The 25,443-nt window shown below is 65.1% G+C and carries 22 protein-coding genes, 1 tRNA gene and 1 pseudogene; 9 read left to right on the top strand and 15 right to left on the bottom strand.

Features of this window, described 5'->3' with window-relative positions:
• The first annotated feature begins 3 nt into the window (after window positions 1-3).
• From FJ039_00400 to FJ039_00410, 3 genes are read left to right on the top strand one after another with little or no spacing between them, the layout of a single operon-like run.
• Window positions 4-477 carry a (2Fe-2S)-binding protein gene (locus FJ039_00400; protein MBM4404636.1) on the top strand — a complete coding sequence of 158 codons (474 nt, stop codon included), beginning with the start codon at window positions 4-6 and terminating at the stop codon, window positions 475-477.
• Entirely contained in the window at window positions 474-2,744 is a 2,271-nt protein-coding gene (locus FJ039_00405; GenBank protein ID MBM4404637.1) for a xanthine dehydrogenase family protein molybdopterin-binding subunit, read from the top strand. The genes FJ039_00400 and FJ039_00405 overlap by 4 nt, the downstream gene beginning before the upstream one ends.
• A gap of 50 nt (window positions 2,745-2,794) precedes the next feature.
• The gene (locus tag FJ039_00410; protein ID MBM4404638.1) at window positions 2,795-3,994 is read left to right on the top strand and encodes a hypothetical protein; all 1,200 of its coding nucleotides are present in this window, start codon (window positions 2,795-2,797) and stop codon (window positions 3,992-3,994) included.
• On the opposite strand, the gene FJ039_00415 is transcribed toward FJ039_00410, so the two are convergent.
• From FJ039_00415 to FJ039_00425, 3 genes are read right to left on the bottom strand one after another with little or no spacing between them, the layout of a single operon-like run.
• Window positions 3,991-5,205 carry a CoA transferase gene (locus FJ039_00415; protein MBM4404639.1) on the bottom strand — a complete coding sequence of 405 codons (1,215 nt, stop codon included), beginning with the start codon at window positions 5,203-5,205 and terminating at the stop codon, window positions 3,991-3,993. The two genes, FJ039_00410 and FJ039_00415, sit on opposite strands and share 4 nt — an antisense overlap.
• 1 nt (window position 5,206) lies before the next feature.
• Window positions 5,207-6,424, bottom strand: a complete 1,218-nt coding sequence (locus FJ039_00420; GenBank protein MBM4404640.1) for a CoA transferase — start codon at window positions 6,422-6,424, stop codon at window positions 5,207-5,209.
• Window positions 6,425-6,428: 4 nt separating this feature from the next.
• Complete coding sequence (locus tag FJ039_00425; protein ID MBM4404641.1) at window positions 6,429-7,244, bottom strand: SDR family oxidoreductase; 816 nt, start codon at window positions 7,242-7,244, stop codon at window positions 6,429-6,431.
• A 281-nt stretch (window positions 7,245-7,525) separates the two neighbouring features.
• On the opposite strand from FJ039_00425, the gene FJ039_00430 reads away from it, so the two are divergent.
• Window positions 7,526-8,260, top strand: coding sequence for a hypothetical protein (locus tag FJ039_00430; protein ID MBM4404642.1), 735 nt, complete (start codon window positions 7,526-7,528; stop codon window positions 8,258-8,260).
• A 10-nt stretch (window positions 8,261-8,270) separates the two neighbouring features.
• On the opposite strand, the gene FJ039_00435 is transcribed toward FJ039_00430, so the two are convergent.
• The 9 genes from FJ039_00435 to FJ039_00475 all read right to left on the bottom strand — a co-directional run bounded on the left by FJ039_00435 (window position 8,271) and on the right by FJ039_00475 (window position 17,985).
• The gene (locus FJ039_00435) at window positions 8,271-9,023 is read right to left on the bottom strand and encodes an SDR family oxidoreductase (protein MBM4404643.1); all 753 of its coding nucleotides are present in this window, start codon (window positions 9,021-9,023) and stop codon (window positions 8,271-8,273) included.
• Between the two features lie 14 nt (window positions 9,024-9,037).
• Window positions 9,038-10,255 carry a CoA transferase gene (locus FJ039_00440; protein MBM4404644.1) on the bottom strand — a complete coding sequence of 406 codons (1,218 nt, stop codon included), beginning with the start codon at window positions 10,253-10,255 and terminating at the stop codon, window positions 9,038-9,040.
• A complete protein-coding gene (locus FJ039_00445; GenBank protein MBM4404645.1) occupies window positions 10,252-11,508 on the bottom strand; it encodes a CoA transferase in 1,257 nt (418 codons plus the stop codon). Before FJ039_00445 ends, FJ039_00440 begins: the two co-directional genes overlap by 4 nt.
• Complete coding sequence (locus tag FJ039_00450) at window positions 11,501-12,763, bottom strand: acyl dehydratase (GenBank protein ID MBM4404646.1); 1,263 nt, start codon at window positions 12,761-12,763, stop codon at window positions 11,501-11,503. The genes FJ039_00445 and FJ039_00450 overlap by 8 nt, the downstream gene beginning before the upstream one ends.
• 100 nt (window positions 12,764-12,863) lie before the next feature.
• A complete protein-coding gene (locus tag FJ039_00455; protein ID MBM4404647.1) occupies window positions 12,864-14,951 on the bottom strand; it encodes a DUF4129 domain-containing protein in 2,088 nt (695 codons plus the stop codon).
• On the bottom strand, window positions 14,948-16,240 hold the full coding sequence (locus tag FJ039_00460) for a DUF58 domain-containing protein (GenBank protein MBM4404648.1): 1,293 nt from the start codon (window positions 16,238-16,240) through the stop codon (window positions 14,948-14,950). Before FJ039_00460 ends, FJ039_00455 begins: the two co-directional genes overlap by 4 nt.
• Complete coding sequence (locus FJ039_00465; GenBank protein ID MBM4404649.1) at window positions 16,122-16,676, bottom strand: MoxR family ATPase; 555 nt, start codon at window positions 16,674-16,676, stop codon at window positions 16,122-16,124. Before FJ039_00465 ends, FJ039_00460 begins: the two co-directional genes overlap by 119 nt.
• A 41-nt stretch (window positions 16,677-16,717) precedes the next feature.
• Window positions 16,718-17,089 carry a hypothetical protein gene (locus tag FJ039_00470; protein ID MBM4404650.1) on the bottom strand — a complete coding sequence of 124 codons (372 nt, stop codon included), beginning with the start codon at window positions 17,087-17,089 and terminating at the stop codon, window positions 16,718-16,720.
• Between the two features lie 173 nt (window positions 17,090-17,262).
• On the bottom strand, window positions 17,263-17,985 hold the full coding sequence (locus FJ039_00475; GenBank protein ID MBM4404651.1) for a DNA repair exonuclease: 723 nt from the start codon (window positions 17,983-17,985) through the stop codon (window positions 17,263-17,265).
• 119 nt (window positions 17,986-18,104) lie between these two features.
• Between FJ039_00475 and FJ039_00480 the strand changes: the two genes are divergently transcribed.
• Window positions 18,105-18,884, top strand: a complete 780-nt coding sequence (locus tag FJ039_00480; GenBank protein ID MBM4404652.1) for a dienelactone hydrolase family protein — start codon at window positions 18,105-18,107, stop codon at window positions 18,882-18,884.
• A gap of 57 nt (window positions 18,885-18,941) precedes the next feature.
• Here FJ039_00480 and FJ039_00485 read toward each other — a convergent pair whose 3' ends face one another.
• A complete protein-coding gene (locus tag FJ039_00485) occupies window positions 18,942-19,874 on the bottom strand; it encodes a hypothetical protein (protein MBM4404653.1) in 933 nt (310 codons plus the stop codon).
• A 154-nt stretch (window positions 19,875-20,028) separates the two neighbouring features.
• On the opposite strand from FJ039_00485, the gene FJ039_00490 reads away from it, so the two are divergent.
• The 4 genes from FJ039_00490 (at window position 20,029) to FJ039_00505 (ending at window position 23,758) form a co-directional block, all read left to right on the top strand.
• Window positions 20,029-20,105: transfer RNA gene (locus FJ039_00490), tRNA-Asp, on the top strand.
• Window positions 20,106-20,210: 105 nt separating this feature from the next.
• Window positions 20,211-21,161 (top strand): TIGR03619 family F420-dependent LLM class oxidoreductase, encoded by a 951-nt coding sequence (locus FJ039_00495; GenBank protein MBM4404654.1) that lies wholly within the window; start codon window positions 20,211-20,213, stop codon window positions 21,159-21,161.
• A gap of 267 nt (window positions 21,162-21,428) precedes the next feature.
• The gene (locus tag FJ039_00500; GenBank protein MBM4404655.1) at window positions 21,429-22,637 is read left to right on the top strand and encodes a hypothetical protein; all 1,209 of its coding nucleotides are present in this window, start codon (window positions 21,429-21,431) and stop codon (window positions 22,635-22,637) included.
• A 23-nt stretch (window positions 22,638-22,660) separates the two neighbouring features.
• On the top strand, window positions 22,661-23,758 hold the full coding sequence (locus FJ039_00505) for a Zn-dependent alcohol dehydrogenase (GenBank protein MBM4404656.1): 1,098 nt from the start codon (window positions 22,661-22,663) through the stop codon (window positions 23,756-23,758).
• 66 nt (window positions 23,759-23,824) lie between these two features.
• On the opposite strand, the pseudogene FJ039_00510 reads toward FJ039_00505, so the two are convergent.
• Together FJ039_00510 and FJ039_00515 are read right to left on the bottom strand one after the other, a co-directional pair.
• Window positions 23,825-24,115 (bottom strand): annotated as a pseudogene (locus tag FJ039_00510) (hypothetical protein).
• 6 nt (window positions 24,116-24,121) lie between these two features.
• Entirely contained in the window at window positions 24,122-25,264 is a 1,143-nt protein-coding gene (locus FJ039_00515; protein MBM4404657.1) for an amidohydrolase, read from the bottom strand.
• Between the last annotated feature and the right edge of the window lie 179 nt (window positions 25,265-25,443).

Raw genomic sequence — 25,443 nt, forward strand, 5'->3', positions numbered from 1 at the left:
ATCATGAACAAGCAAGCGATCACGTGCACGGTGAACAGCGAGCCGAAGGAGCTGCTGGTTGACCCGCGGCTGACGCTCCTGGACATGCTGCGCGACGAGCTGCAGCTGACGGGGGCGAAGGAAGGGTGCGGCAACGGCAACTGCGGCGCGTGCACGGTGCATCTGGACGGCGTCTCCGTGGACTCGTGCCTTGTCCTGGCGGTGGAGACGGACGGGCGCGCGGTGACGACCATCGAAGGGCTGGCGAAGGGCGGCGCGCTGGACCCGGTGCAAGAGGCATTCCTGAAGAACAGCGGGATGCAGTGCGGCATCTGCACCCCCGGCTTTATCATGGCGACGAAGGCCTTGCTGGCGAAGCACCCGCACCCGACGGAGCAGGAGATCAGGGCGAACCTGGCGGGGAACCTGTGCCGGTGCACGGGCTATGACAAGATTGTGCGGTCGGTGCTGGCGATCGCGAAGGACAAGCGGCAATGACGACCACGGAAGAGCGACGTGCAGCTATCGGCCAGCGGCTGCCGAAGGTGGACGGCCTGGACCGGGTCACCGGGAAGGCGGCCTACGGCGCGGATATCCACCTGCCGGGGATGCTCCACGGGAAGCTGCTGCACAGCCCGCATGCGCACGCCGTTATCAAAAGCATTGACGCCTCGCAGGCGCTGAAGCTGCCGGGCGTGATGGCCGTGATCACGGCGACCGATTTCCCGGAGCTTGGGAAAGAGGCGGCGATCTCCGGAAGCAGCGAATATTCGATCGGCGCGGCGAACCTGCGCAGATTGTGGATGGCGAAAGAGAAGGCGCTCTTCAGCGGGCATCCGGTGGCGGCGGTGGCGGCAACGGACCCGAACATCGCAGAGCAGGCGCTGGCGCTTATCAAGGTGGACTACGAAGTGTTGCCGTGGGTGCGGGACATTGACGAGGCTATCAAGCCGACATCGCCGCTGATCCACGAGGACCTCTATACACACACGCTCGGTGAGCTGCCGAAGCAGCCGAGCAATATCGCGCAGCATGTGGAGATCGGCAACGGGGACGCGGAGGCGGCTTTCCGGGATTCGGACGTGGTCATCGAGAACGAGTACGAGACGCAGCGCGTGCACCAGGGATATATCGAGCCGCAGGCCTCCGCCGCGCTGGTGGATCCTTCGGGCCAGGTGACGGTGTGGACGACGATCCAGGGCGTCCACTGGGCGCGCTTCGACCTAGCCTCCGTCCTGAACATCCCGCTAGGCAAGCTGCGCGTCATCCCGATGGAGATCGGCGGAGCGTTCGGCGGGAAGGTATACCCGACGCTGGAGCCGCTGTGCATCCTCCTCTCCAAAAAGACGGGACGCCCGGTGAAGATGGTGCTTTCACGCGAAGAGGTGCTCCGCATGACGGGCCCGACTTCGGGCTCCATCGTGAAGATCAAGACGGGGTGCATGCGCGACGGCACGCTGACGGGCTTTGCGGTAAAGCTCTGGATGGACTCCGGGTCGTTCCCCGGATCGCCGGTGGCGGGAGCGACGCTGGCGGGATTCTCCGTCTATCAATGGAAGGCCTTCCACATCGACGGGTACGACGTGCTGACGAACAAGGTGCGCGTGCAGGCCTACCGAGGCCCGGGCGCGCCGCAAGCCTGCTTCGCGATGGAGCAGCAGATGGAGCTGATGGCGGCGAAGATCGGCATGAACCCCCTGGAGATGCGCATCAAGAACATCTCCAAGGAGGGGGACCCGATGACACACGGCCGCCCGCACCTGAAGGTGGGTTTCAAAGAGGTGCTGGAGCAGGTGCAGCGGCATCCGGCCTGGACATCGCCGATGAAGGGGCCATGGCGCGGACGCGGGGTGTCCTGCGGCATGTGGATGGGCGGCACCGGCAATTCGAGCGCGCACCTGACGGTCAACGCCGACGGCTCGGTCGCGGTCGTGGTGGGCTCTGTTGACCTGACAGGGACGAGGACGGCATTCGCGCAGATCGCGGCGGACGAATTCAGGATCCCGGTGGAGAAGGTCCATGTCACCGTGGGAGACACGGACCAGACTGGCTATACGGACACGAGCGGCGGGAGCCGCATCACGTACAGCATGGGGACGGCGGTCCATCGCGCGTGCATGGAGGCCATCGAGAAGCTGAAGGTTGTGGCGGCGGCGCAACTGAAAGTTTCGGCGGCTGACGTCACGTACAAGGACGGCCTCTTCCGCACTTCAAGCGGGCAATCGCTGACGTTCGAACAGGCGGCGCAGACGAGCATGCGCCGGGGCGAGGGGCCGATCTCTTCCACGGGCGTCGCCCGGCGGCTGAAGCATGCGCCGACGTTCGGCGCGCACGTGGCGGATGTGGAGGTGGACCCGGAGACGGGGAAGGTGACGCTGCTGAACTACACGGTCTTCCAAGATGTGGGCCGCGCGGTGAATCCAACACAGGTGGAGGGCCAGATGCAGGGCGGCGCAGTGCAGGGCATCGGCTGGGCGCTGTTCGAGGACTACGTGTACGACGAGAAGGGAAATATCCGCAACGCCAGCCTGCTGGACTACCGGATGCCGACGGCGCTGGACCTGCCGATGATCGGCGCAGAGATCGTGGAGGTGCCCGCGGGCGACGGCCCGTTCGGCGTACGCGGCTGTGGGGAAGTGCCCATCATCCCGCCGATCTCCGCCATCGCGAACGCCATCGCCAATGCAACGGGCGTTCGCATCAAGGAGACGCCGTTCACGCCTGAACGAGTCTTCTGGGCGCTGAAGAAGGCCAGGAAGATCTGAGCTAATCTCTGCCCCTTCCCTAAGGGAAGAGTGAAGAACGGAGACGGGACGTGGATTTCCGATGGTCGAAAGAGGACGACGCCTTCCGCCGGGAGGTGCGGGGCTTTCTGGCGCAGGAGCTGCCGCCGAACTGGGACGATGATGCGGGCGACGGCGAGGGGCTGGACGCGGAAGAGAAGATCCAATTCGCGAAGCGCTTCTCCAAGAAGCTGGGCGAGCGGAAGTGGCTGTGCGCCAGCTGGCCCGAGGAGTACGGCGGCCTGAGCTGGTCGCCGATGAAGCAGTTCATCTTCAATGAAGAGCTGGGCAAGCGGCGCATCGATCTTTCGCGACTCTCCATGGGCGCGGGCGTGCTCATCGTGGGGCCTTCGATCATCGCGCACGGGACGCCGGAGCAGAAAGCGCGCTTCCTGCCGCCGATCGCTCGGGGAGAGGCGCAGTGGGCGCAACTGTACAGCGAGCCGAACGCCGGCTCCGACCTGGCGAGCATCGAGACGACGGCGGACGACATGGGCGACTATTTCCTGGTGAACGGGTGGAAGACGTGGAGCTCCATGGCAGAGAAGGCGCAGTGGGCGGCGATGCTGGCGCGGACGGATCGGAAGGCGCCGAAGCACCGAGGCATCAGCTATCTCTTGTTAGACCTGAAATCGCCGGGCATCCACTTCTTCCCCCTGGTGAATATGTGCGATGTGGCGCACTTCAACACGATCCACCTAGAGAACGTGGTGGTGCCGAAGAACTGCCTGCTGGGCGAGCAGAACAACGGCTGGCGCGCGGCGACTTCGACGCTCAACCTGGAGCGCTCGTTCATCCGGCACGTCTGCAACGGCCTGCAATATTTCGACGAGCTGATGAAGACGGCGAAGCAGGGGACGGGAGGCCGCAAACCGCTTGAGGAGAATGTCCTGCTGCGCCAGCGCCTGGCGCAGCTTGCCATCGAGACGCATATCTCGCAGCTCTTCGCCTACCGCATCGCGTGGATGCAGGAGCGGGGCAACAAGCCGACGTACGAGACATCCATCCAGAAGCTGTTCAACAGTGAGATGACGCAGCGGATGGTGCAGGTTGGGATGGAGATCGCGGGCCTGCACGGCCAACTGACGCTAGGTTCGCCGCACCAGGTGATGAAAGGGAAGGCGCAGCTGCTCTACCGGGCGCAGCGGGCGATCACCATCGGCGGCGGAACGTCAGAGATCCAGCGGAACCTCATCGGCCAGCGCGGGCTGGGGCTACCGAAGGGCTCTTAGTAGAGGACCTTCTGCTCGACCAGCCTATCGGTCTCCGCCTCGGGGATGCCTAAGACGTCCTGCAGGTAGCGTTGGGTGTCCATGCCAAAGAGAGGCCCGGGGCGCCGGACGCGGGGCTGGGTAGCGCTCATCTTCCAAGGCACGGTGTAGAGGACGGCGTTGCCGAAGGGGTGATGCGCCTCCATCCAGCTCTGCCTATCGGCATAGTGGGGATCGCCGGCGACCTGGGGGATATTGCGGACAGGCCCGGAGGCGATGCCGTGAGCCTGGAGCAGCTCCACGATTTCCGCAGGGTCCCTCTCACGGGTCCACTCAGTGATGGAAACATCCAGCTCATCTTGGTTGCGGAGGCGCAGATAGCCATCGGCGAAGCGAGGGTCGTCGGCCCATGACGGATGCTCCGTCGCATCGCAGAACCGCCGCCATTCGTCCTCTGTGGCGATGGCAATGCCGACCCAAGCATCTTCGCCCTTGCAGCGATAGAGGTTGTGGGGCGCCTGCGCGAGGTCGCGGTTGGCGATGGCGTGGTGGATGCGCCCGTTGAAGACGGCGTCCAGGAGGGGCGCGCCGAACATATTGATGGCGGCCTCGGCTTGGGCGATATCAATGTATTGCCCCCGGCCAGTGCGTTCCCGGTGGCGCAGGGCGGCGAGGGCGGCATAGGCGCCGAGGACGCCGTTCATGGGGTCGAGGATGGCGATGTTGAAGGGCCGGGGCTCGCTCTTATCATAGCCTTGAAGGGTGTCCATCCCTGTGACACAGGCGAGATTCGTGCCGAAGCCGCTAGCCGTTCGCAAGGGGCCGTGCTGGCCGTAGGCAGAGGCGGAGACCATGATGATATCGGGCCGTATCTTGCGGAGGTCGGCGTAGCTGAGGCCGAGCCTCTCCATGACGCCCGGGCGATAGTTTTCGATAACGACGTCGCTCTGGCGAACGAGCTCTTTGGCAATCTCAACGCCTCGCGCGGCGCTGAGATTGAGCTGGATGCTTTTGAGGCTGTGCTGCACGTTGATAGTGAAGAGGCCTTCGCCCTGGCTCCCGGCAAGGCCGATGGTGGTGGCGCGGGCATTATCGAAGCTGACGCGGCTTTCGACCTTGACGACCTCGGCTCCCAAATCGGCGAAGATCTGACCCATGATGGTGGCGACCCAGAACCAGCCGAAGTTGGTGATGCGGAGGCCACCGAAGATGTTTTCATCACGGTGGGGCATGCTAGATCACCCCCGCGCGATGAAGATCGGCAAGCTCGGCCTTCGAGAGGCCCAGGAGGCCGCAATAGACGGACTCGTTGTGCTGTCCGAGAAGAGGCGCAGGGCGCTCCAAGGCCCAAGGGGTAGCGGAGAGGCGGTATGGGGGGCCGGGCAGGGTCAGGTCGCCAGCGACGGGATGGCGCTGCGCCCTGAAGAAATCCCGCTCTCGAAAGTTGCTGTCCAAAAGCAAGTCGGCCATGTTGTTCAAGGGCGCGCACGGGGCACGGTGCTCTTGAAAGGTATCGAAGATTTCTTTTTTCGTGCGGCTCATCAGCCAGTCGTTCATGAGAGCGTAGAGCTCATCGCGGTACTGCCCGCGGTGCATGAAGGTGCCGCTGAACATCGGCTCCTTGGCCCAATCCGGGTCGCCGAGGGCCTTCACAACGCCTTCCCATTGACGGCCTTCGTAGGCGTGGATGTAGACGAAGCCGTCCTTGCAGGGGAGCAGGGCCGCAGGCGCGCCGCCGGCATGGAGTTTCCCCTGGCGCGTGAGGAAGGTGCCGACGGAGTGATAGACGCCGATGCGGGTGGGACCCGCGCACAACATGGCCATCAGATCGGCCTCGGCGATGTCTATGTGCTGGCCCGCGCCCGTGGTATCCCGGGCGGCCAGCGCGAGGAGGGAGGCGGTGGCGGCGCAGATGCCCGAGAAATGGTCGTTGAAGTGCCAGGCGCCGCGAAGGGGCTCACGGTCAAGATCGCCGAGATAGCCCTGGCCCGCGCCGGAGGCGTGCCAGGCGACCATATCGCCGCCGCGATACAGGCTATCCCTGCCGCGCATGCCGAAGGGACGCACCGAGGTGACGATGAGGCGCGGATTATGGGCGCGCAAGCGCGAGGAGGTGAGTTCAAGGCCCTCCAACTCGCCAGGCTCGCAACCATCCAGGAGGAGATCGGCCCAGGTGAGGAGGGCGTACAGGAGGCGCCCGCCGGAAGGCGTCCCGATATCAAGAGTTATAGACTGTTTATTAGCGTTGAGATGGAGAAAGAGGCCGCTCGCTTCGCCGGAGGGCTCGTCCTCAGGGAATGGGCCGTAGCGGCGGGAGCGGTCGCCTTCGGGCGGCTCGATCTTGATCACCGTCGCGCCGAGATCGGCCAGCATACGCCCGGCGAAGGGGACGGCGATGAAGGGACCGTACTCAAGGACGCGCAGGCCGGTGAGCGCCTTGGGTGCCACGATGTGCCTACGCCAAGTATCCGCCGTCTATATAGACGGTCTGCCCGGTGATATAGGCGGCGGCGGGCGAGGCAAGGAAGACGGCGAGGAGGCCCATCTCCCGAGCGGTGCCGAGGCGGCGCATGGGGATCTCGCTCAAGATGCGCTTGCCCATCCGCTCATCTTGCAGCTGGGACTTGGTGAGCTCGGTCTCCACATAGCCGGGGCCGATGGCGTTCACCGTGATGTTGTGGCGAGCCCATTCAACGGCCATGGAGCGCGTGAAGGCGGCCAGGGCGGCTTTGGAGGCGTCATAGGAGACGCGGAAGCGGGCGGACTTGGCGGCGTTGACGGAGGTGATGTTGATGACGCGGCCTTGCTTACGCTCGAGGAAATGTGGGCCGAAGGCGCGCATGGCCATCATGGCGGCGGTGAGGTTCACATCCATGACGCGATGCCATTCTTGGTTGGACATCGGCTCAAAGAAGCCGGGCAAATCGTCCCCGGTGGGCGGGTTGAAGCCGGGGATTGGCACCAGCGGCTTAGGCACCATGGCGCCCGCGTTGTTCACGAGGATGTCCACACGGCCAAGGCCGGCGAGGGCGGTCTTCGCCATGCGCTCGATGTCCTCCTGCTTCGAAACATCGGTCACAGCGACGAGGCACTTGCGCCCGAGTTTTTGAATCTCGGCGGCAAGGGATTCCAACTCCTGTTTACTGCGGGCGGCGATGCACAGATCAACGCCCGCCTCAGCCAGCGTCAAGGCGATCCCCTGTCCGATACCGCGACTCGCCCCAGTGACGACGGCGGTCTTACCAGTGATAGAAAACTCTGCTAGCTCCATGGGCTCCTCTGCCAGCCTCTCTTGATGCACAGAGACGATACGCCCGGCTCTCAGGAGGCGTCAAGCTGTAATCCGCATCCCGACAGGATGAGCGCGCATATCGCGGCATCCCCGGATATCGGGGCCAGCCATAAACCGTGCTTACGTCCTGCGCCTTCCCCGCAGCGCCTCCCTTCGCGGTGGTACCCGCGTTTCATTGACACCCTTTTCCCTGGTGAATACAATCCGCCCATGCGCATGCAGAAGCCTTCGTGCTCTCTTTTTAGGCATAAGGAGGACTGATGAATCGAAGCCGATTCTTTTCCCGACTGCTTATCCCATTGAGCCTCTTCACCGCTCTGGCGATGGTCATCACCGCCTGCGGCGGCGACGAGGACGAGCCCACGGCGACGCCGACGCGTCCTCCAGCGCCGACGGCCACAAGCGCTCCGGCAGCGCCCACAGCCACCCGCCCACCGACGGCAGTGCCCACGGTGACGCCGGTGCCGCCCACTCCGACACCCTCAGTGAAGCGCGGCGGCATCCTGCGTCTGCGCCTGAACAACGATCCTTCCGCCTTGACGCAGGACAGTTGGAACTCAGCCGGCGGCTCGTCCATCTCCTGGATGATGCCGCTGATGAGCAACTTTGTAATGGAGAACCCATACAAAGCGGGTGAGATCATCGGCGATATCGCGACGTCCTGGACAACGTCCGCCGACGGGACGACCTGGACATTCAAGATGCGGACGGCCTACGACCTGGCGAACAACCCGAACCGGGAGGACGAGATCCTCTACCTCCACGCCCTGTGCGATCGCACAGAGGCGGAGATGTTCATCTGGGACTTCCTCAACCCGCACTTCATGGAGGCAGGCGCGATCCTGGCGGCAGGCTCCGTGGATAGGATAGACAAGGGGTATGACTCGATCCGCTTGCTCTACAGGAAGATACGCGAGGAGTACCTGAAGCGATGCGACCGCATCGGCTTCAACCGCCGCTCGCGGTGCATGGTGCCGGAAGAGCCGCCGTTCTAGAGATGCCCGCCTAGAAGCCCATAAAACTCGCGCCGCAGGTGTGGAAGGTCTGTCCCGCGAGCATGTGAGCGGTCGTATCGTCCGCCAGGAAGGCCACCAGCTCCGCGATCTCCTCGGCCTTCACGGCCCTGCCGAACTTGAGCCTGCGCTGCATGCGGGCCAAATCCTCTTCCGTGCGGCCCCTGCGCCAGAGCGGCGTATCCGTCGCCCCCGGGGCAACGACGAAGATCATGATGTTGTGCTTCGCCAGCTCATTCTGCATGCCTTTGCTAAGGGTCACGACGCCCGCCTTCGCCGCCGAATAGGCGGGAAGGTCGGCGCCGCCCGTGGCGGCGACGGTGGAGGCGAAGTTGATGATGCGCCCGCCGCCCTGCTTCACCATCACCCGTGCCGTCTCCTGGTTCACGTAGAACGTGCCATAGAGATTGATCTTCACCGTCCTGTCCCAGAGCTCGTCGTCTATCTCAAGGAAGGATTTGTGGAATGCGTTGCCTGCGACGTTAGCCAGGATGTCAATCCTGCCGTACCTTTTCACTGTCTCAGCAACAAGGGCCTGCACTTCTTTCCGGGAGGTGAGGTCTGTCTTTTGGAAGAAGGCGGTGCCGCCTGCCGCCTGAATCTCCTTGACGACTTCGGCGCCCTTATCGGCCTGGATATCGGCGATGACGACCTTTGCACCGTGTGAGGCAATCAGCAACGCCGAGGCCCGCCCCATCCCGCTTGCGCCGCCTGTGACGATGACGGACTTTCCCTTGAGTGCCATGGCGCTCTTTCTCCTTAGCTGAAGATGCCTGCATTGGTCAGATCTTGGTACTCGCTCTCCGGCATCCTCAAAAGCTCGCGGCAGACAAATTCGTTGTGCTCGCCGAGCAGCGGCGCGGGGCGGACGTCCGGCTCCAGGCCGGAGATGCGGAAGGCGGGAGCATCTACGGGGTAGCGGCCCATGCGCTGATGGTCAACCGTGATGAAGTGCCCCCGGTGGTGAAGCTGCGGGTCTTCATGCAGGTCACGCCCATTGGCGACGACGCTCGCGGGGACGCCCGCCGCCTGCAGCTGCTCCATCACCTGGCGCGCATCGCGGCGGCTGGTCCATTCCGTGATGACGGCATCCAGGGCGGCGCTGTGCTGCATCCGCTTTAACAGCGTATCGAAGCGCGCATCTTGCCTCAGCTCTGAACGCCCGATGGCGTCGCAGAGAGCGTGCCATTCGGCGTCGCTCCGCACAGAGATGGCGCACCACCGGTCGCCTCCCTGGCAGCGGTAGGCGTTGTGCGGCGCAGCATGGTCGGAGGCGTTGCCCCTGCGCTCGCCCTCGCGGCCATTCACTGTGTAGTCCAGCAGGCCCGGCGCGAGGAATTGCAGCCCGGCTTCGAGCTGCGAGAGATCTATATATTGTCCCTGACCGGTCCGCTGCCGCTGCTCCAGCGCGGCGATGATGGCGATGATGGAGAACCACGGCGCGATCATGTCCGGGAGCGGCAACGCCGGGCCGAGCGGTTCGCGATCGGGCCAGCCGGTGAAGTGGTTGAAGCCGGTGAGGGCCTGGAGCATGCCGCCGAGCCCCGGATGGCCGGCGTGGGGGCCGGTCTGCCCCTGCTGGCTGGAGCTGAGCATTATGGCTTTGGGGTTGATGGCGCGAACGCGCTCATAATCGAGGCCCCATTCGCCCATCTGGCCGACGCTGAAGTTTTCCGTGACCACGTCCGCCCAGGCGATGAGACGTCTCGCGATCTCCTGGGCGCGCGGCTCCTTGAGGTTCAGGCTCAAGCTAAGCTTTGACGGGGCGAGGATGCCGAAGTGGAGGCTCGAGTTGCGGCTGGGCTTCCCGGCGAAGGGCGGCGAGATGCGCGTGCTATCCGGGCGGGAATGGGTCTCCACCTTGACGACCTGCGCGCCGTAGATGGCAAGATACTTCGTCGTTGTGGGGCCGGCTATGGCCCAGCAGAAGTCGGCTACTTTGACGCCCGCCAGGGGAAGCCGCTTCGCGACGCTCATATGACGCCCGCCTCGGCAAGGCAGATAAGCTCGTCACGCGAATAGCCTAGCTCGTCCACATAGACTTCGCTGTTGTGCTCGCCGATGAGCGGCGGGCGGCGGCGGATAGACTGCGCAGCGCCGTGATAGCGAAGGAAGGCGCCCGGATAGATAACGTCCGCCTTCATCTCGGGGTGATTCACCGGCTCGAAGAAGCCGCGGGCTTTGAGCTGCTCATTCTCGAGCAGGTCCCTGGGCGAACTGACCGGGAAGAGGAAGGCTCGGCGTCTGAGCGCCTCACGATAGATCTCGTCCTTGGTGAAGCGCGAGAAGAAGGCCGCCATCTCGCCTTCCCAGGCATCCACCTGCCCTTGAGTGATGGCGCCGCCGGTGACCTTGTTGAAGTCCGTGTTTTTGATAGTCGTCTCAAAGCCTTTGTCCTGCATCCACTGGGCCAGGCCGCGCATGCGCCCGCCGGGACCGGGGCCCCAGAAGATGTGGGAGGCGATGTAGCCGTCCTTGGCAGGGAAGACGCCTCGAGTCAGACGGCCGCCGTACAAATGCTTCTCGCCCCGATGCTCCACTTCCTTCTCGGCGAACCAATGCTGCTGGGTGTTCGTCAGCATGTTGGCGACGGCCTCTTGCATCGAGACGTCCACGGAGCTTCCCTCGCCGGTGGCGAGGCGCTTCGCGTGGGCGATCATCGCGCCGACGGCCGCCTGCGCCCCGACGAAGGCGTGAGACTGCGGGATGCCCATGCGCAAGGGCGGGCGGTCCTCCGTGCCGCAGAGGTTCATCATGCCGCCTGCCGCCATCGCCACGATGTCATCTCCCGTATAGGCGCTATAGGGGCCTTCGCGGCCGAAGGGCGTGATGGCGATCTCGATAAGGCCGGGGTTGAGCTTCGCAAGCTCACTGTAGCCAAGGCCGAGAGACGGCATGTAGTTCGGAGGGAAGGTCGTGATGAAGAAGTGGGCCGTGGCGACGAGCTTTTTGAGGATCACCTTGCCATCCGCAGCGGCGATATCGAGGGTGATGCCGCGCTTGTTGCAGTTGTAGGCCCACCAAGAAAGGCTCTTCTCCGGGTGCGCCTCATCGTGATAGAAGGGCGCGCGGTTTCGCGAGGGGTCGCCGCCGGGCGGCTCCACCTTGAGCACGTCGGCGCCGAGATCGCCGAGGAGACGTCCGCAGAGCGCGCCCGTTTCATCGGAGAGATCGAGGACGCGGTATCGGCCCAGGGGCAGGAACGTCGCGGCGGGCGAAGGGCTACTCATCCGTCGTCTTCTCAGGCGCAGGCCGCGCCCCTTCGACGCCGGGAGGAGGCGCCGGCAGTTGCACCGGGCCGTTCACGCGCGAAGGGAGGATAACCGTGGCCTGGCCTGGGGCTGTGATGACGCCGCGCTGGTTTTCACAGGCAAGCTCAAGCTCAACGATGTGGGAGCCCTGCGGGGTCACAGCTTTCTTTTTTACAGTACCTTTCACCCAGGTAGTGTCCCCGTAGTAGTTGAAGGCGCGATACTGGTCGGACATCTTCCAGAGCCAGCCTTCATCGCCCATCCAGCTGGTGACGGCCTGGGCCAGGAAGGCGCCGCGCAGTTTCCCGAAATCGTAGGCGTAGGGGTTGCCGATCGTCTGCGCCCAAACGTCGTCCCAATGGACGCGCTCGACGATGTCCGGGTAGCCCCACTCATTGGCGGTGTAGAACTTCGGGTGGCGCTTGCGGTGGAAGTAGGCGAGCTTGAAGGCTTGCATCCCGCCGCCGAAGCCGCGCACCCAGGCGAGAAGATCGGTGACCTTCATCGCGCCCTTGACGATGGGCGGGAGGACCTGCCCGGGCTCCACGTCTTCCCAGTAGAGCGTCGCGCCGCCGCGCCGGAACTCGCGCTCGTAGGCCTCGTCAATCTCCTTCACCATCTCTTCGGTGTACTGGGGCCGTTTAATCTCCACATATTTCTTCTGTTTGACCGCGGCATCTCGTTCAGCGCGGACGTAACTCTCCCAATAGAAGGCGACGAGTGCGCCGCGCTGGTTCAGCCAGTCCGTCCGGTAGCGGATAATGACGGAGCGTTCGCCGGTGAACTGGCTCGCCTCCTTGACCCATACGTCGCGCAGGGCTTTGCGCTTGACCAGGCGGTCGCCTGGGTAGATGGGGCGGAACCACTCCCACTCGTCGCCGGAGAAGAACTCATGAACGCCTGCCAGGGCGTGGGCACCCCTCGCGCGGACCTCCGGGGGAATCTCGCGCACTTCGCTGACGCCGATGGTGACAAGGAAGGTGGGCGGGGCGATCACGTGCCGCCAGCGTGTCTTCTTCGCGTAGGCCTCATTCGTGAAGAGCGGGTTGTCGTCGCCGTAGCCGCGCGCGAAGTGCCGGATGGAGTCGGTCGTCGCGTACTCGTTGTACGGCTCGGTCTGGGGGATCTCGACACCGATGCGGGCGCGCATCCGTTCGATCCCCTCTTCGGTAATCTTGCCGAAGCTCTCATCGCGCGGTGGTCGGTTTTTCGGGTCAGCCGCCTCGCCGGACATGGCGCTCCTTACAGGCAAACGGAAAGTCGTGGCGGGATCGGGACGAGGCGATGATAGGTGCGGCCCTTCCCCAAGTCAACGCCTCAGCGATAGGAGGCGCTTATGCGGAAGCAGCGATGCGGGCCAGGGCCGCCTTTGCCTGCCGCCCTTCGCCCGGGCCAAGGGGCGCAGGCGAGTAGGCGGCCCGCGCGATCTGCGCCTGCAGGCCTTCGAGCGCGGGGCGCGCATCAGGAGCGGCGGCAGAGGCGCGGGTAACGTAGGCGGTGAGCGTCTCCGCGCGGCCCATGGGCGCGACGCCGCGCCTGCGCAGGTGGCGCTGGAGCCTGCGCCAGGCCTCCAAAACCTCCTTGCGCTCTGCATCGCGAAGGAGGGTATGGGACGCTTCCCGAACGCGCAAACGCCGCTTACGCTGCAGGAAATACCAGAGGCCGATGGCGGAGAAGAGGACGGAGCAGGCTCCGGCAACGGCGGCGATGCGCCCGAGGGTCATGCTGCTGAAAAAGGCTCCGAGATCGCCGCGCACGTCATCGCCAAACTGGACATCGAAGAGCTTGCCGAAGAACTGCGCCCCTGCGCCCGGCTTGGCCTGCCGACGCTGCACATCCGGCGACGGGCTCGGGTCGAAGGGCACCCAGCCCACGCCTGGGTAGCGAATCTCTACCCAGGCGTGGGCGTCCCGCTCACGCACGATGTATGCGCCGGAGAGCGGATCAAACTGCCCCGGCAGGTAGCCCGTGGCGACGCGGGCATCCAACCCCGCGCCTAGGGCGAGGAGCGTTTCGGCGGCTGCGAAATCGAAGCTGCCGCCGGACCGAGCGCCATCGAAGAGGAAGTCTTCCGTAGACTTGGAAGGCCGGTCCTTCGGCGCATCCCTAGCCAAGGTGAAGTTCCGGCTCAGGTAGGTGGTAATGGCCTGACTGCGTTCGTGGACATCCTGGCTGCCGCCGCTGATCTCCCGCGCAAGCGCCGCGATCCTAGGCGGCAGGCGGGAGACGCGCTGGCTCCTGATAAAGGCGCGCCCCGAGTAGAATCGCAGCGTCTCCGGATCATAAGAGCGTCTCTCCGACTGCACCTGGTAGATCGCGCCCCTGTTCAGAGTGTCGGCGCCGCCTTTCTCTGTGAGCATCGCCCAGTCCACCGGGGCATAGCCCAGCGCCGGGGCAGATTGCCCCTGAGCCACATAGACCGTCTGCGTATAGGTGTTCACTCTCCCCTGTGAGGAGACTTCCACAGGCGCGCTCTGGACGGACCAGTTTAGGCCGTCCTGGGTCACGTGGATGCGCGTCCGCCAATAGCTCGCCACAGGACTGCGCACGCGCAGCACCTCATCGGAGGCGGCGGGGTTCCCGGCGGTCGGCCTGGGAGGCGCGGCGTTGGCGGCACTCGAGCCGGCGGCCGTTCCCTCCCGGCCTTCGGTCGTCGCGTTCGCTCCCGCGCCGTCCGCCGGCTCACCCGTTTGAGCGCCTTGGCCGCTCTCTTCGGAGCTCTCGCCGAACTTGTCCTCTTCGCTCATATCGCCGGTCACCGGCAGCATGGCGGAAAAGGCGACGTTCGCCTTCACATGGACCGTGCCCCAGGGCAGGACGAGGAAGAGGACGACGCCGAGGCCGACGAGGGCGGCGGTCCACCCGGCCCAGGCCATCACCTGGGAGCGCCGCGACCAGGCGAGGGCGGTGATCGTCCCACTCCGGCCATCAATGGCAGCGCTGGCGGCGAGATAGGCGAAAAGGAGGCCCAAGTAGGCGGCGAGCGGCAGGATGAAGAGGCTCGTGAAGGCGAGCTGGCTGGCGAGGATGAGGATGATGGCGCTGACAAGGAAGCTCGTGGAGACGTTGCTTCGCGTGCGGATATCGAAGGAGGCGATGGACTGGACGAGGACGAGGGCGACCGTGGGTGGAAGCCAATTGCCGTGGAGGGCTCCTTGCACCTGCGTCGCCATGATGGCCATAAGGATGATGACGCCGACCATCAGTCCAACGCGCCAGAGGCCAAGCTTGCGGTTGCGCGTCTTCCAGCTCCAGTAGTGGCCGATGGTCGCCAGCGCAGGGCCGCCGACGCCGACCCAGGCCGAAGCGCCGACGACGGCCAGCGCAAAGCCGGTGGACCACGTCGCCCCTAGGGCCAGGTAGCGAAGGGCAGCGGAGTCTTCAGGCTTTTCGTTGAAAAGCGTCTTGAAGGAAAATTTCATGCCGCCCGCCTCTCGCCCTGCCCGATAACATCCGTGGCGGCACGCTGAAGTGGCTCATAGACGGCAACAGCGACGCCCAGACGCGCGAGGAGGCTCCGCGCCTCTTCGTTTTCCTGTGTCGATAGAGCGCCGAGCACGAGCGCGGTCAGCCTGGCGGCCAGTCTGGGCGCGGCGGCGGCGATCTGCCGCAGGCTTGCCGCATCGCCGCCGGAGACGACCACCGTTGCTGCGGCGTTGGGCCCGAGCCACCGTAGCGATTCGTCCACGAGGGCGCCGTTCTCCCAGGAGGCCAGCGCAAGGGCGCGCAGCATCTCATCGCGGCTCTGCTGCAGCTCCACCGCGCCGTTCTGCAACCGTACGCGCTCGCCGTGCCGCGTCCATCTCTCCACCGCTCCCGCCGCGAGTCTCGCCACGCCGTCGAAGGCTTCCACCGTCCCCGGCGGCGCGATGATAAGCACCGGCGTATCGCCCACGGAAATCGTATAGGCCTTGGTCATCAGGCGGCCGGTGCGGGCATAGTTACGCCAGTGCAGTGCGCGGGAGGGATCGCCCGGGACGTAGGGCCGCGAGCCGGCCGTATCGTCCCCCGTTTGCGCCGGCCGGTTCTTCAGCACCGTGCCTTCGGCGGGACGGCTCGTCTCGGCGGAGAAGACGGCGTAGGCGGCGGGAAGAACAAGGAGTTGCGCCTCCGCGAGGATACGCTTACGGCGGCGGAGAACGCCCACAGGGGCAGACGATTCAACCTTCGCCTGCTGGAGGCGGTAGAGCCCGCGCTCGCTCATGACAACGCTCCCACGCAGGGTGAGATCGGCACCGGGCGCGACGAAGGGCACGTAGAAGGCGATGGGCTTGGGCGGGCGACCCGCGCTTTGCAGCTCCACGGTGACGCGCAGTCCAAAGCGGGGCCAGGGCCGCCGATTGCGGATGCGCAGGCTCACCGCCGCGGCATCGCCTTCTCGCATCCCCTCGCGCTTCACCGGCGGCTCAAGAACCACCGAGAAATCGAGGGCGGGAAGGGCGAGCAGCGGCAAGGCGACGCCGAGCACGATGATGGCCCAGAGGAGGGAATCGGCGAATTGGATCCAGCCGGTGCGCGTGAGATCGGCGAGGAGGAAGAGGATAACCGCCGCCGCGATGAGACCGATGCCCCGGCGCGTCACAGCGTTCTCCTTAAAGCGGCACAGGGACGCTTTCGAGCGCCTCGCGAACGACCGCCTGGGTGTGGCCGTTCGCCTCATCGCCTGCGCCGATGCGGTGGGCGATGACGCTTGCCGCGACGGCCTGCACATCGTCCGGCGTGACGAAGTCGCGCCCGCCGATGGCGGCCCAGCCCTGGGCCGCGCGCTGGAGGGCGACGGTGCCGCGCGGGCTGACGCCGCGCCGCACCTGCGGGTGGCTGCGGACGAAGCCAGCCAGCCGGATGAGGTATTCCTTGACCGGGACGGCCACCTGCGCCTGGCGGACAAAGGCCTGCATCGCACGTACCTGGGCGCAGGTCAGCACCGGCTCGACGACGGGCTGCTCATGCTCGGCGCGGCGCAGAATCTCCAACTCGTCCTTGGGCGTAGGCATGCCGATGCTGATGCGGACGAGGAAGCGATCGAGCTCCGTGTCTGGAAGGGGGAAGGTCCCGCTGCTATCGAGGGAGTTCTGCGTGGCGATGACCATGAATGGCTGGGGGAGAGGCCGCGTCACGCCATCGGCAGTCACCTGGTATTCGGCCATGGCCTCCAGCAGGGCCGATTGCGTGCGCGGGTTGCTGCGATTCAGCTCATCGGCCAGAGAATGTTGGTGAAGATGGGACCGAGGATGAAATCGAACTTATTCTCCTTCGGGTTGAAGATGCTGCTGCCGGTGATGTCCGAGGGCAGAAGATCGGGCGTGAACTGTACGCGGGTGAAGGAGCCTTCTATGGACTGGGCCAGGGTCTTGGCCAGCAGGGTCTTGCCCACGCCGGGCCGGTCTTCCAGGAGTACGTGGCCGCCGCTGAAGAGGCCGAGGAGCGCGAGTCGGATCGTCGCCTCCGAGGCCACCACGACGTTCGCGATGTTGCGAAAGGAGGCATCGAACCGGCGCTGAAAGCCCGCCGAGTCCAGCCGCTCTTCCTTGCCGCGAAACGATTCCAGCGCCAGGGCCATAGCCCTCCTCCGCTTCTAGTCCCGCCTTCCGGGCAAGCCGGTAGAGGGCCTATCTCAGCATACGCTCTCTCCACACTATCAGTTCCAGCCTCCCTAGAGGGAGGAGGCGGCCCCGCAAGCCAGGATAGGGAAAACCCCCAGGAATGAGAAGGGGCAGGCGCGCAAGAGAACGGTTAGAACTGGATCGGGATGCGCTCCACGGAAGCGCCGGAGGCGGGGTCCAACGTGACCAGGTTGACGCTGGCAAAGGAGCCACCCGCCTCAGCAGGGGAGCCGGGGTAGTAGGCGGGCGTGGCGGCGCTGCTGACATCCAGGTAGCGATGCCAGTGGCCTAAGGCCAGGTAATCGCAGGTGAGGGAGGCGATCTCAGTCGCCAGGATTGGGGACGAGCGGTCAACGCGCTCATCGGCGGGGACGTAGTGCCCGTGGGCCATGACGATGCGCCAGGAGCCGCTCACATCGGGGCTATAGCCGGCCAGGGGCTTGTTCTGGGGCGAGTGCTCTACCATGGCGCGGGACCAGATGGAGAGGCGCAGCTTCTCGAGGACGGCGTGCTGGCCCTCCGGGTCGCTGAGGAAGATGATGTGGCTGCCTGCGCCGGCAAGGGGAACGCGCTGGTAGATGGATGTTTGATCGAGAACGTCATGGTTGCCGTTGGAGATGACGACGGGGATAGAGAGGCGAGCGAGGAGGTCCACCGCGGCATCTATATCCGGCTGTTTGACGCGCGCGTTATCGAAGAGATCGCCTGCGATGAGGAAGGCGTCCGCGCTCTGCTTCTTGACCGCTTCGACGACGGAGGTGAAGGCGGCCAGGCGGCGCTTGGGGTCGTACTCATCGCCGATGTGGACGTCCGCCGTGTGGAGGAGCCGGAGCGGGGGCCGGTCAATGCTCACGAAGGAGTCACTGCCTTTCTAGCGTGGGGACTAGCATCCATCGTACTCAGGGAAGCGGCGGTTCGTCAACGAAGAGAGGGCGTTGCAGTTGCGTCCCTGGTGTACCATACCTACCGCCGATGGCGAAGACGCCATCGCGCTTTGCCAAGGAGGAAGTCATGGAAATCGCCACACGAACTGAACAGATCTCCGGCGACGGCGCGCCGATGACGCTGTACATCGCCGAGCCGAAGGCCGCGGGCAAGCATCCCGTCGTCATCGTCTTCTTCGAGGCCTTCGGGCTCAACGGCCACATCAAGCATGTGACAGACCGCTTCGCCCAGGAGGGGTACCTGGCCGTCTGCCCGGATATGTACTACCGCATGGGCCCCAACAACGTCATGGCCTACAACGAAATCCCCAAAATCATGCCTATCATGCAGGCCATGTACGATACGAACAGCAACGCCGATACGCGCATCGTCATTGACCATATCAAGGGGATGAGGAACGCCAACGCCGCGAAGCTCGGCACGACGGGCTACTGTATGGGCGGGACGCTCTCCTGGCTGGCGGCCTGTCTGAACCGCGATGTGAAGGCCGCCGCCTGCTACTACTCGGGCGGGCTCATCACCCGGCAGACGAACAAGCGCCGCCCGGTCTCTCCCCATGACTATGCCGAGCTGACCACCGCGGCCATCCTGGGCCTGTACGGCGAGAACGACCAGAACCCGCCGGCAGCGGACGTGCGGGAGGTCTACGAGAACCTGAAGAAGCTCGGCAAGACGAGCGAGTACCACATCTACCCAGGCGCGGGCCACGGCTTCACGTGCGATGAGCGCCCCAGCTTCCAGAAGGCGTCATCGGACGATGCGTGGAAGAAGACCTTCGCCTGGTTCGACAAGTACCTGAAGCACTAGGCCGAGGCGGCAGCAGACGACGAAAGCCCTCCGGGAAGCCGGAGGGCTTTCTTTTTGCTAGTTACGGGCGATAACCCGCAAGAAGTTCTGGCTGCTGATCTGTTCCCGCTCGGCCTTGGCCAGGGGCAGGGAGCGGTAGACCTCAGCGGCCTCGGCGGAGCTGGCCAGCGGGAAGTTGGTGCCGAAGAGGATACGGTGGGCGCCCAGGCGGCGGATGAGGGCGACCATGTCTTCCCGGGTGCGCTCGCCATTGGCGATGGGCCCGAACTGGAGTGAGAGATCGGCGACGGTGTTGGGGCAGGCAGCGAAGACTTCGGCCAGGGCATCGGCGCCGCCATTGGGCATCCAATCGAAGTGGGCCATGTGGGCGAAGATAAACTTGAGCTTGGGGAACTTGCGCAGGGTTTCACCGAGCTTATCGGTCACGGCATAGGCGATGCCGAGGGAGGGGGCCCGCCCTCCGGACTGGCTCAGTACGGGGATGCCCTTGGCCTGGCAGTAATCGAAGAGAGGCAGGAGGCGCGGGTCGTTCCCGTAGATTTGCATGCCCTGAGGGACGATCTTCACGCCCTTGGCGCCGCCGGCAACCCACCGTTCGATGCCCTTCAGCATCTCCTCTTCCGACATGAAGGTGACATCCACGCCGCAGAAGAAGGTGAAACGCGGGTGCTCCTTGATGAGCTTCACGCACCAATCGTTGTTACCTTCGATGCGGCGGACGACGCTCCGGCGGATGTTGGCGATGGCCTCATCGCGGTTGGTCTTGGAGGGCAGGGCGGCGACGGCATCTTCGTAATAGAGACGGGCGGGCGTGTACATGAGGATGTTGGCCCGGCTGATGCCGGCCTTCTTGTGCATCTCCACGACTTGATCGAGAGTGCCGACCCAGGGGTGCTGTTCCCAGCGCACCATGCGATCCATGAAGAAGCGCCCGTCTTCGTGCGAGGGGAAGCAGTGGATGTGACAATCAAGGAGCTCGTCGTTCGCCATGGCGGGGCCTCCCGGTGGACGTTGGGCGGATTATACGCGCGAGGCTCAGCGCAGGAAACGCTGCCGCCACGGGTCTCCACAGAAGGAAATCATTGACACTTCAAGAGAGGAGCGGCTAGAATGACCCTTGTCCCCTCTCTCGTGTTGTCCCCGTGCGCCCGTGGTGTAGCGGCCTAACATGCTTCCCTGTCACGGAAGAGATCGACGGTTCGAATCCGTTCGGGCGCGCCAGTTTCTCCCGAGTCATCGAAGTTCTGTCGTTCGCATTTCGCTCGCGGACTTGTTCCTTCCCGAACGCACCGCCACGCCGGCTAGCGATATACAGCAGAAGGGGACGTGACGGCCATGGCGAAGGAAGCGCCTATGCGATTCATCGCGCCGCTTTCGCCGTATGACCGGTTCAAGAACATCGGCGAGATCGGCGAGGTGGCGCGCCTTGCCGAGGGGCTCGGTTTCTATGGGGTGGCGCTCCCCGAGCACGTCATCATGCCGCAAAAAGGCGACGGCCTGCCGACGCGCACGATGTGGTATGACAACTTCGCGCTGGGCGCGCATCTGGCGACGCTGACGGAACGCCTGCGCATCATCTTCACGGTGATGATCGTGCCCTATCGCCCACCAATCCAAGCGGCGAAGCTGATCTCCACGCTGGACGTTGTCTCCAAGGGGAGGCTCATCTGCGGCGTGGGTGCCGGGTGGCTGCGCGGAGAGTTCCGGACGCTGGGCGTGCCCCATGCCGAACGCGGCGCCATGACGGACGAATACCTTCGCGCGATGCGGGCGCTGTGGACGCAGGAGCGGCCCTCGTTTGAGGGGAAGTACGCGCGGTTCAGTAACATCGCCTTTGAGCCGAAGTGCCACCAGAAGCCGCACGTGCGGCTCTGGATGGGCGGCAGCGGCGAACGGGTAATACGGCGGATCGCCGAGCTGGGAGACGGCTGGATGCCGATGTCGGGCACGCTGAAGGAGATCGGGGCCGACATCGGGACGATTAAGCGGGCGACGGCGGAGGCGGGCCGGGACCCGGAGGCGCTGGATTTCTGCTATTCGATGATCGTGGGCGAGCGGGACGAGGAAAGCGAGCGCTCCCGCGCGCACCCGACGGGCGGGCGGACGACGGTGCGGCGGGATTACCTGACGGCCCAGGATGCCATCGCAGGCGTGAGGGAGCACCAGGCGGTGGGGCTGAACCATCTGCTCCTCTCCTTCAACTGGCGGACGGCGGACGAACTCCAGGAGCATATGTGCCGTTTTTCCAAAGAGGTTATGCCTGCTTTTTGCCAGTAGCTTTCGGGCAGAGAACCACTGTCTCTGGGCAGGGGTAGGCTAGGCATCCGACAGTGAGAAATTACCCCATCCGCCGGAGCAGTTTCGGTCATTTTCCCTTACCGATGGCGGCCTGGGTGCCTCTTTCCGCCACATCGCTGGAGATGAGCCCTCCCTTCTGCCAGTTTTTGCTACACGCCAAGGAAGCGTGTATTATTACGCTCCCTTCCACGTAAACCGCAGGCCGTTCAGCCTGTCCGTAACGCTTTTGCCTTTTAGAGGTAGGTCATGACGAATGCACGAACGAGCCGGAAGCTTGGGGCGCTGCTCCGAAAACACGGCCTCAATCGAGCCTCTGTCGCGGAGGGTCTCTTCGTTTCAGAGGACACAATAGACAACTGGTGCACGGGCCGATCGGCGCTGCGCCCGCACATGCTTTCAGCGCTTGCCCAGTTCTTGCGCGACAACGGCGTTCCAGCAGAAGAACTCGGCGAGATCATTCGCGAAGAGGCGCTTGCCGCCGGGCTCGACCTCAACATCATCGCCGAATATGCGCTCCGGCCTCCGGGCGTCTGGCGCGACGTGGTGGTGCTCCTGATCAGCGAGCCGCGGTACATCTCGCAGACGATCCTTCAGAGCGGCGTGTGGGATGAACTGGCTGCGGCGAAGCGCTTCCAGGTCGTAGTGCTCTGCGACTGGACATCCAAGGAGCAGCTGGCGGCAAACCTGCGCCAGGTGAAGGAACAGCGTCCGGCGGCAGTAGTCTTCGTCACGCAGACGGAAATGACCGACGAGACCCAGGCCCTGCGAGCCTCGCTCCTGCAGGACGGCATCAAGGTAATCGCCTGCGGGCCGACGGCGCGGCCTGGAGAGGTCTCCATCGTGATGAACGAGCGCCACATGGTCAAGGTTGCCGTGGAGCATCTGCTGGCCCTAGGGCACCGGAAGATCGGCGCGCTGTTCGTGCAGGACTACCCAACGCAGGAAGAGCGCTACAAAGGATTCCTGGACGCGCTGCAGGCCCACGGTGTGAGCCCCGAGGACTGCCCCATCCGCTGGGCGCCGCTCAAGACCTCCGAGCGCGTCATCGCGGAGGCCTCCGAGCAGACGGCCCTCACGCGGGTAGCGACCTACTTCGCCCAGCGGGAGGACATCACGGCGCTTATCATCCCGTCGGACACGGCCACGGCGAGCGTCCTCCTGGCGCTGAACGCCGAAGGGCGCCGCTGCCCGGACGATGTCTCACTCATCGCCATCAAGGCGACCTCATGGGTGGACGCGGTCCTTTCGCCGCCGCTGACGCACATCAGCCCGCCCTATTTCCAGGCGGGGAAGCTGGCCGGCCGATCGGTGCTCGAGGCGCTCGGCGCGGCCCGTCCCACCGATATCAAGGGGGCGCGCGTCACGGAACTGAACGATTATGTGATCTCCGCGCGGACGGGCGGCACGATCGGGCGGCCGCGGGCGCGAACGCACCTGGCGAGCCGAGGGGCGTAGCGGAGTCTCCGTAGAGTCGCCCTGTGAAGACGCAGGCCGCGGTCCTCCACAAGCCGCACACGACGCTCACGATCGAAGAGGTTGAGCTGCCGCCGCTCAAGGGCGAAGACGTACTCATCGAGATCGCGGCGTGCGGCGTCTGCCACAGCGACCTCCATGTTGTGAACGGGCAGCCCGGCAGGCCGTTCCCCATCGTTCTGGGGCATGAGGCCGCAGGCGTGGTGCTGGAAACCGGCGCGGCGGTGACGGGCCTTTCACCCGGCGACCACGCGGCGCTGAGCTTCCACCCATACTGCGGCCAGTGCCACGACTGCACGACGGGCCGGACGTACCGATGCACCAAGCGGAAGGGGCCTCCCGGGCATGCGTGGGACGGCGGTGTGCGCATGACGCTGCGGGGCCAGCCGCTTTATCAGATGACCCCTGTTCCCGGTTTCGCGCGGCATGCCATCGTCCATCACAGCAGCGCCATCAAAATCGCCAAGGAGGCGCCGCTGGAGAAGGCCTGCCTGCTGGGCTGCGCGGTAGCCACGGGGGTGGGCGCGGCGCTCAACACGGCGCAGGTGAAGCCGGGCAGCTCGGTTGTCGTCATCGGCTGCGGGGGCATCGGGCTGAACGCAATCCAGGGTGCGCGCATCGCGGGAGCGGCGACGATCATCGCGGTGGACATGCTGCCGCACAAGCTGGAGCGCGCCCTGGCGTTCGGGGCGACGGCGACGGTCAACGCAGGCAGCGAGCAGGTGGTGAAGCGCGTGCGCGAACTCACGGGGCGGGGCGCTGATTATGCCTTTGAGGCGATCGGCAAGCCGGAGACGATCCAGCAGTCGTACGATTGCCTGGGGGCGGGCGGCACAGCGGTGGTTGCGGGCATCGTGCCGGACGCGGCGGCTCGGGTGCAGATCGCGCCGGGCTCGCTGCTGGGCGAGCGGGCCCTGACGGGAACGACCACGGGCTCGACGCGGCCGCTACGGGACTTCCCCCGGTACTTGCATCTCTACCAGGACGGGCGCCTCAAACTCGATGAACTGGTGACGGCGACGGCTCCCCTGGAAGCGGTGAACGAGGCCTTCCGCTCGCTGGAGCGGGGCGAAGGCGTGCGCACGGTGCTGGTGATGCGGTAGCGGTCATTCGCCGACGATGGGCAGGGAGAGGGCGACGCGCTCTTCCCCGCCGATGACGCGCACAATGTGGCCTTCGCCGGTGGTGTCTTCGGCCAGCAGGACGTCGCCGGGCCCGAACCTCCGGGTATCGCCGCTGCCCACTTCGATCTCGATCTCGCCCGCCAGGGTGATGACGTAGTGCCTTCGCGGAGCGCGCTGGAACTTGTTGAGGCTCTTGATGCCGCGCCGGAAGAAGGCGCCGCTAACGGGCTTGAGGGGGATGCCGTAAGGCGGGTCCTTGGCCGGGTCGTAGGCCATGGGCAGGTCTTCGAAGTGGGAGCGCCCATCCGGGCCGGTATACATGCGGACGAACTTCATGGCGCGTCAGCCCCCGACGCCGTAGAGGCTCTTGGCATTTTCGCTGAGGATGCGCTTCTGGGTCTTCGGCGCAAGGGCCCGCAAGTTATCGCGCACATCCCGACCGATGCAATCGGAGGTCACGTCCAGGTGCGGGAAGTCCGAGGCCCAGATGATGCGGTCGCCGCCGACGATGTCAGCAACGGCCGGAAGGGAGCGCTCGTCCGGATCGAATGAGACGCAGCCCTGCCGCTTGAAGTATTCGCTCGGCTTCAACGAAAGGTGCTTGGTGGTCCAGCGCCAGACCTCATGGAAGTGGTCCATGCGGTCGAACCAGTGGGGTATCCAGCCGCCGCCGGATTCGAGGATGGCTACCTTGAGGCGGGGGAAGCGCTCAAGGACGCCCGAGCCGACGAGGAGGGAGAAGGCGAACTCGTTATCGAAGGAGAAGTTCATGGAGTGTTGCAGGGCGTGGATGGGACGGCTGTACTCGCGGAAGAGGGAGCACGTGACCCAGAGATCGGGCGTGTCGGAGGGATGGAGGGCGAGGGGAACATCCATCTCCTGCAGAGCGTCCCACAGGGGATCGAAGTCGCGGCTGTCCAGGTGGCGCCCGTTGCACGGGTTGGGCCTGACGAAGGCGCCGCGTAGGCCGAGCTCGCCCACGGCGCGCTTGATCTCCTTCACCGCTTCATCCACGTCCTGCATGGGGACGGCGGCGACTCCGATGAGGCGCATTGGGTCGTAGCGGCAGTAGTCGGCGAGCCAATCGTTGTAGACGCGGCAGTGGGCCGCGGCGAGCTGGGGGCTGTGGATGGCCTCCAGGAAGAGGCCGACGGACGGGTAGAGGACGGCGGCGTCTATCCGATGCTTGGCGTGCTCTTTGATGCGCGCGCCCGGCTCGAAGCCGGCCTTGGTGAGGGAGGTGTAGTGGATCCCCTTGCCGAACTCCTTGAAGTCTTCGAAGGCGCGGCCCGCCAGGCCCAGGCCGACGACGCCCCGGTGGAGGATGGTGCGCCCTTCCGCTTCAAGCTCGTCGCGGTGGTGTTCGTCCTTCCAGACGACGCGCATGGCCTGGTCTTTGAACTTCCGCGGGAGGTTCTTCTCCCAGAGGTCGGGCGGCTCCAGCACATGACCATCGGCATCAATCGCTAGAGTTCTAGGCGGCATTAGACTCCCCTGAACCACCGTTCCACGGGACGCGGAATGCGCCCTGCGGCGGCGTTTTGCCCATCTAGTATGCGTACCGGGTCAAGATGGGGCCGCCGTTCGGCAGGGAAGAACGCTCCACTGCAGGTCCGCCCCCTGGAGTGAACAACCAGCGGCCTCCCCTGGACGCGGACCGGCAG

This window comes from Chloroflexota bacterium (genome assembly GCA_016875535.1).
GTDB lineage: Bacteria > Chloroflexota > Dehalococcoidia > SHYB01 > SHYB01 > VGPF01.

Excerpts from the sequence above, each read along its gene's own strand:
- FJ039_00455 (MBM4404647.1), bottom strand. The coding sequence starts at position 14,951 with ATGAAATTTTCCTTCAAGACGCTTTTCAACGAAAAGCCTGAAGACTCC.
- FJ039_00465 (MBM4404649.1), bottom strand. The coding sequence starts at position 16,676 with ATGGCCGAATACCAGGTGACTGCCGATGGCGTGACGCGGCCTCTCCCC.
- FJ039_00400 (MBM4404636.1), top strand. The coding sequence starts at position 4 with ATGAACAAGCAAGCGATCACGTGCACGGTGAACAGCGAGCCGAAGGAG.
- FJ039_00480 (MBM4404652.1), top strand. The coding sequence starts at position 18,105 with ATGGCGAAGACGCCATCGCGCTTTGCCAAGGAGGAAGTCATGGAAATC.
- FJ039_00485 (MBM4404653.1), bottom strand. The coding sequence starts at position 19,874 with ATGGCGAACGACGAGCTCCTTGATTGTCACATCCACTGCTTCCCCTCG.
- FJ039_00515 (MBM4404657.1), bottom strand. The coding sequence starts at position 25,264 with ATGCCGCCTAGAACTCTAGCGATTGATGCCGATGGTCATGTGCTGGAG.
- FJ039_00405 (MBM4404637.1), top strand. The coding sequence starts at position 474 with ATGACGACCACGGAAGAGCGACGTGCAGCTATCGGCCAGCGGCTGCCG.
- FJ039_00415 (MBM4404639.1), bottom strand. The coding sequence starts at position 5,205 with ATGCCCCACCGTGATGAAAACATCTTCGGTGGCCTCCGCATCACCAAC.
- FJ039_00425 (MBM4404641.1), bottom strand. The coding sequence starts at position 7,244 with ATGGAGCTAGCAGAGTTTTCTATCACTGGTAAGACCGCCGTCGTCACT.
- FJ039_00435 (MBM4404643.1), bottom strand. The coding sequence starts at position 9,023 with ATGGCACTCAAGGGAAAGTCCGTCATCGTCACAGGCGGCGCAAGCGGG.
- FJ039_00470 (MBM4404650.1), bottom strand. The coding sequence starts at position 17,089 with ATGGCCCTGGCGCTGGAATCGTTTCGCGGCAAGGAAGAGCGGCTGGAC.
- FJ039_00445 (MBM4404645.1), bottom strand. The coding sequence starts at position 11,508 with ATGAGTAGCCCTTCGCCCGCCGCGACGTTCCTGCCCCTGGGCCGATAC.
- FJ039_00450 (MBM4404646.1), bottom strand. The coding sequence starts at position 12,763 with ATGTCCGGCGAGGCGGCTGACCCGAAAAACCGACCACCGCGCGATGAG.
- FJ039_00500 (MBM4404655.1), top strand. The coding sequence starts at position 21,429 with ATGACGAATGCACGAACGAGCCGGAAGCTTGGGGCGCTGCTCCGAAAA.
- FJ039_00430 (MBM4404642.1), top strand. The coding sequence starts at position 7,526 with ATGAATCGAAGCCGATTCTTTTCCCGACTGCTTATCCCATTGAGCCTC.
- FJ039_00440 (MBM4404644.1), bottom strand. The coding sequence starts at position 10,255 with ATGAGCGTCGCGAAGCGGCTTCCCCTGGCGGGCGTCAAAGTAGCCGAC.
- FJ039_00460 (MBM4404648.1), bottom strand. The coding sequence starts at position 16,240 with ATGTGCAGGCCGTCGCGGCAAGCGTCATCGCCCACCGCATCGGCGCAG.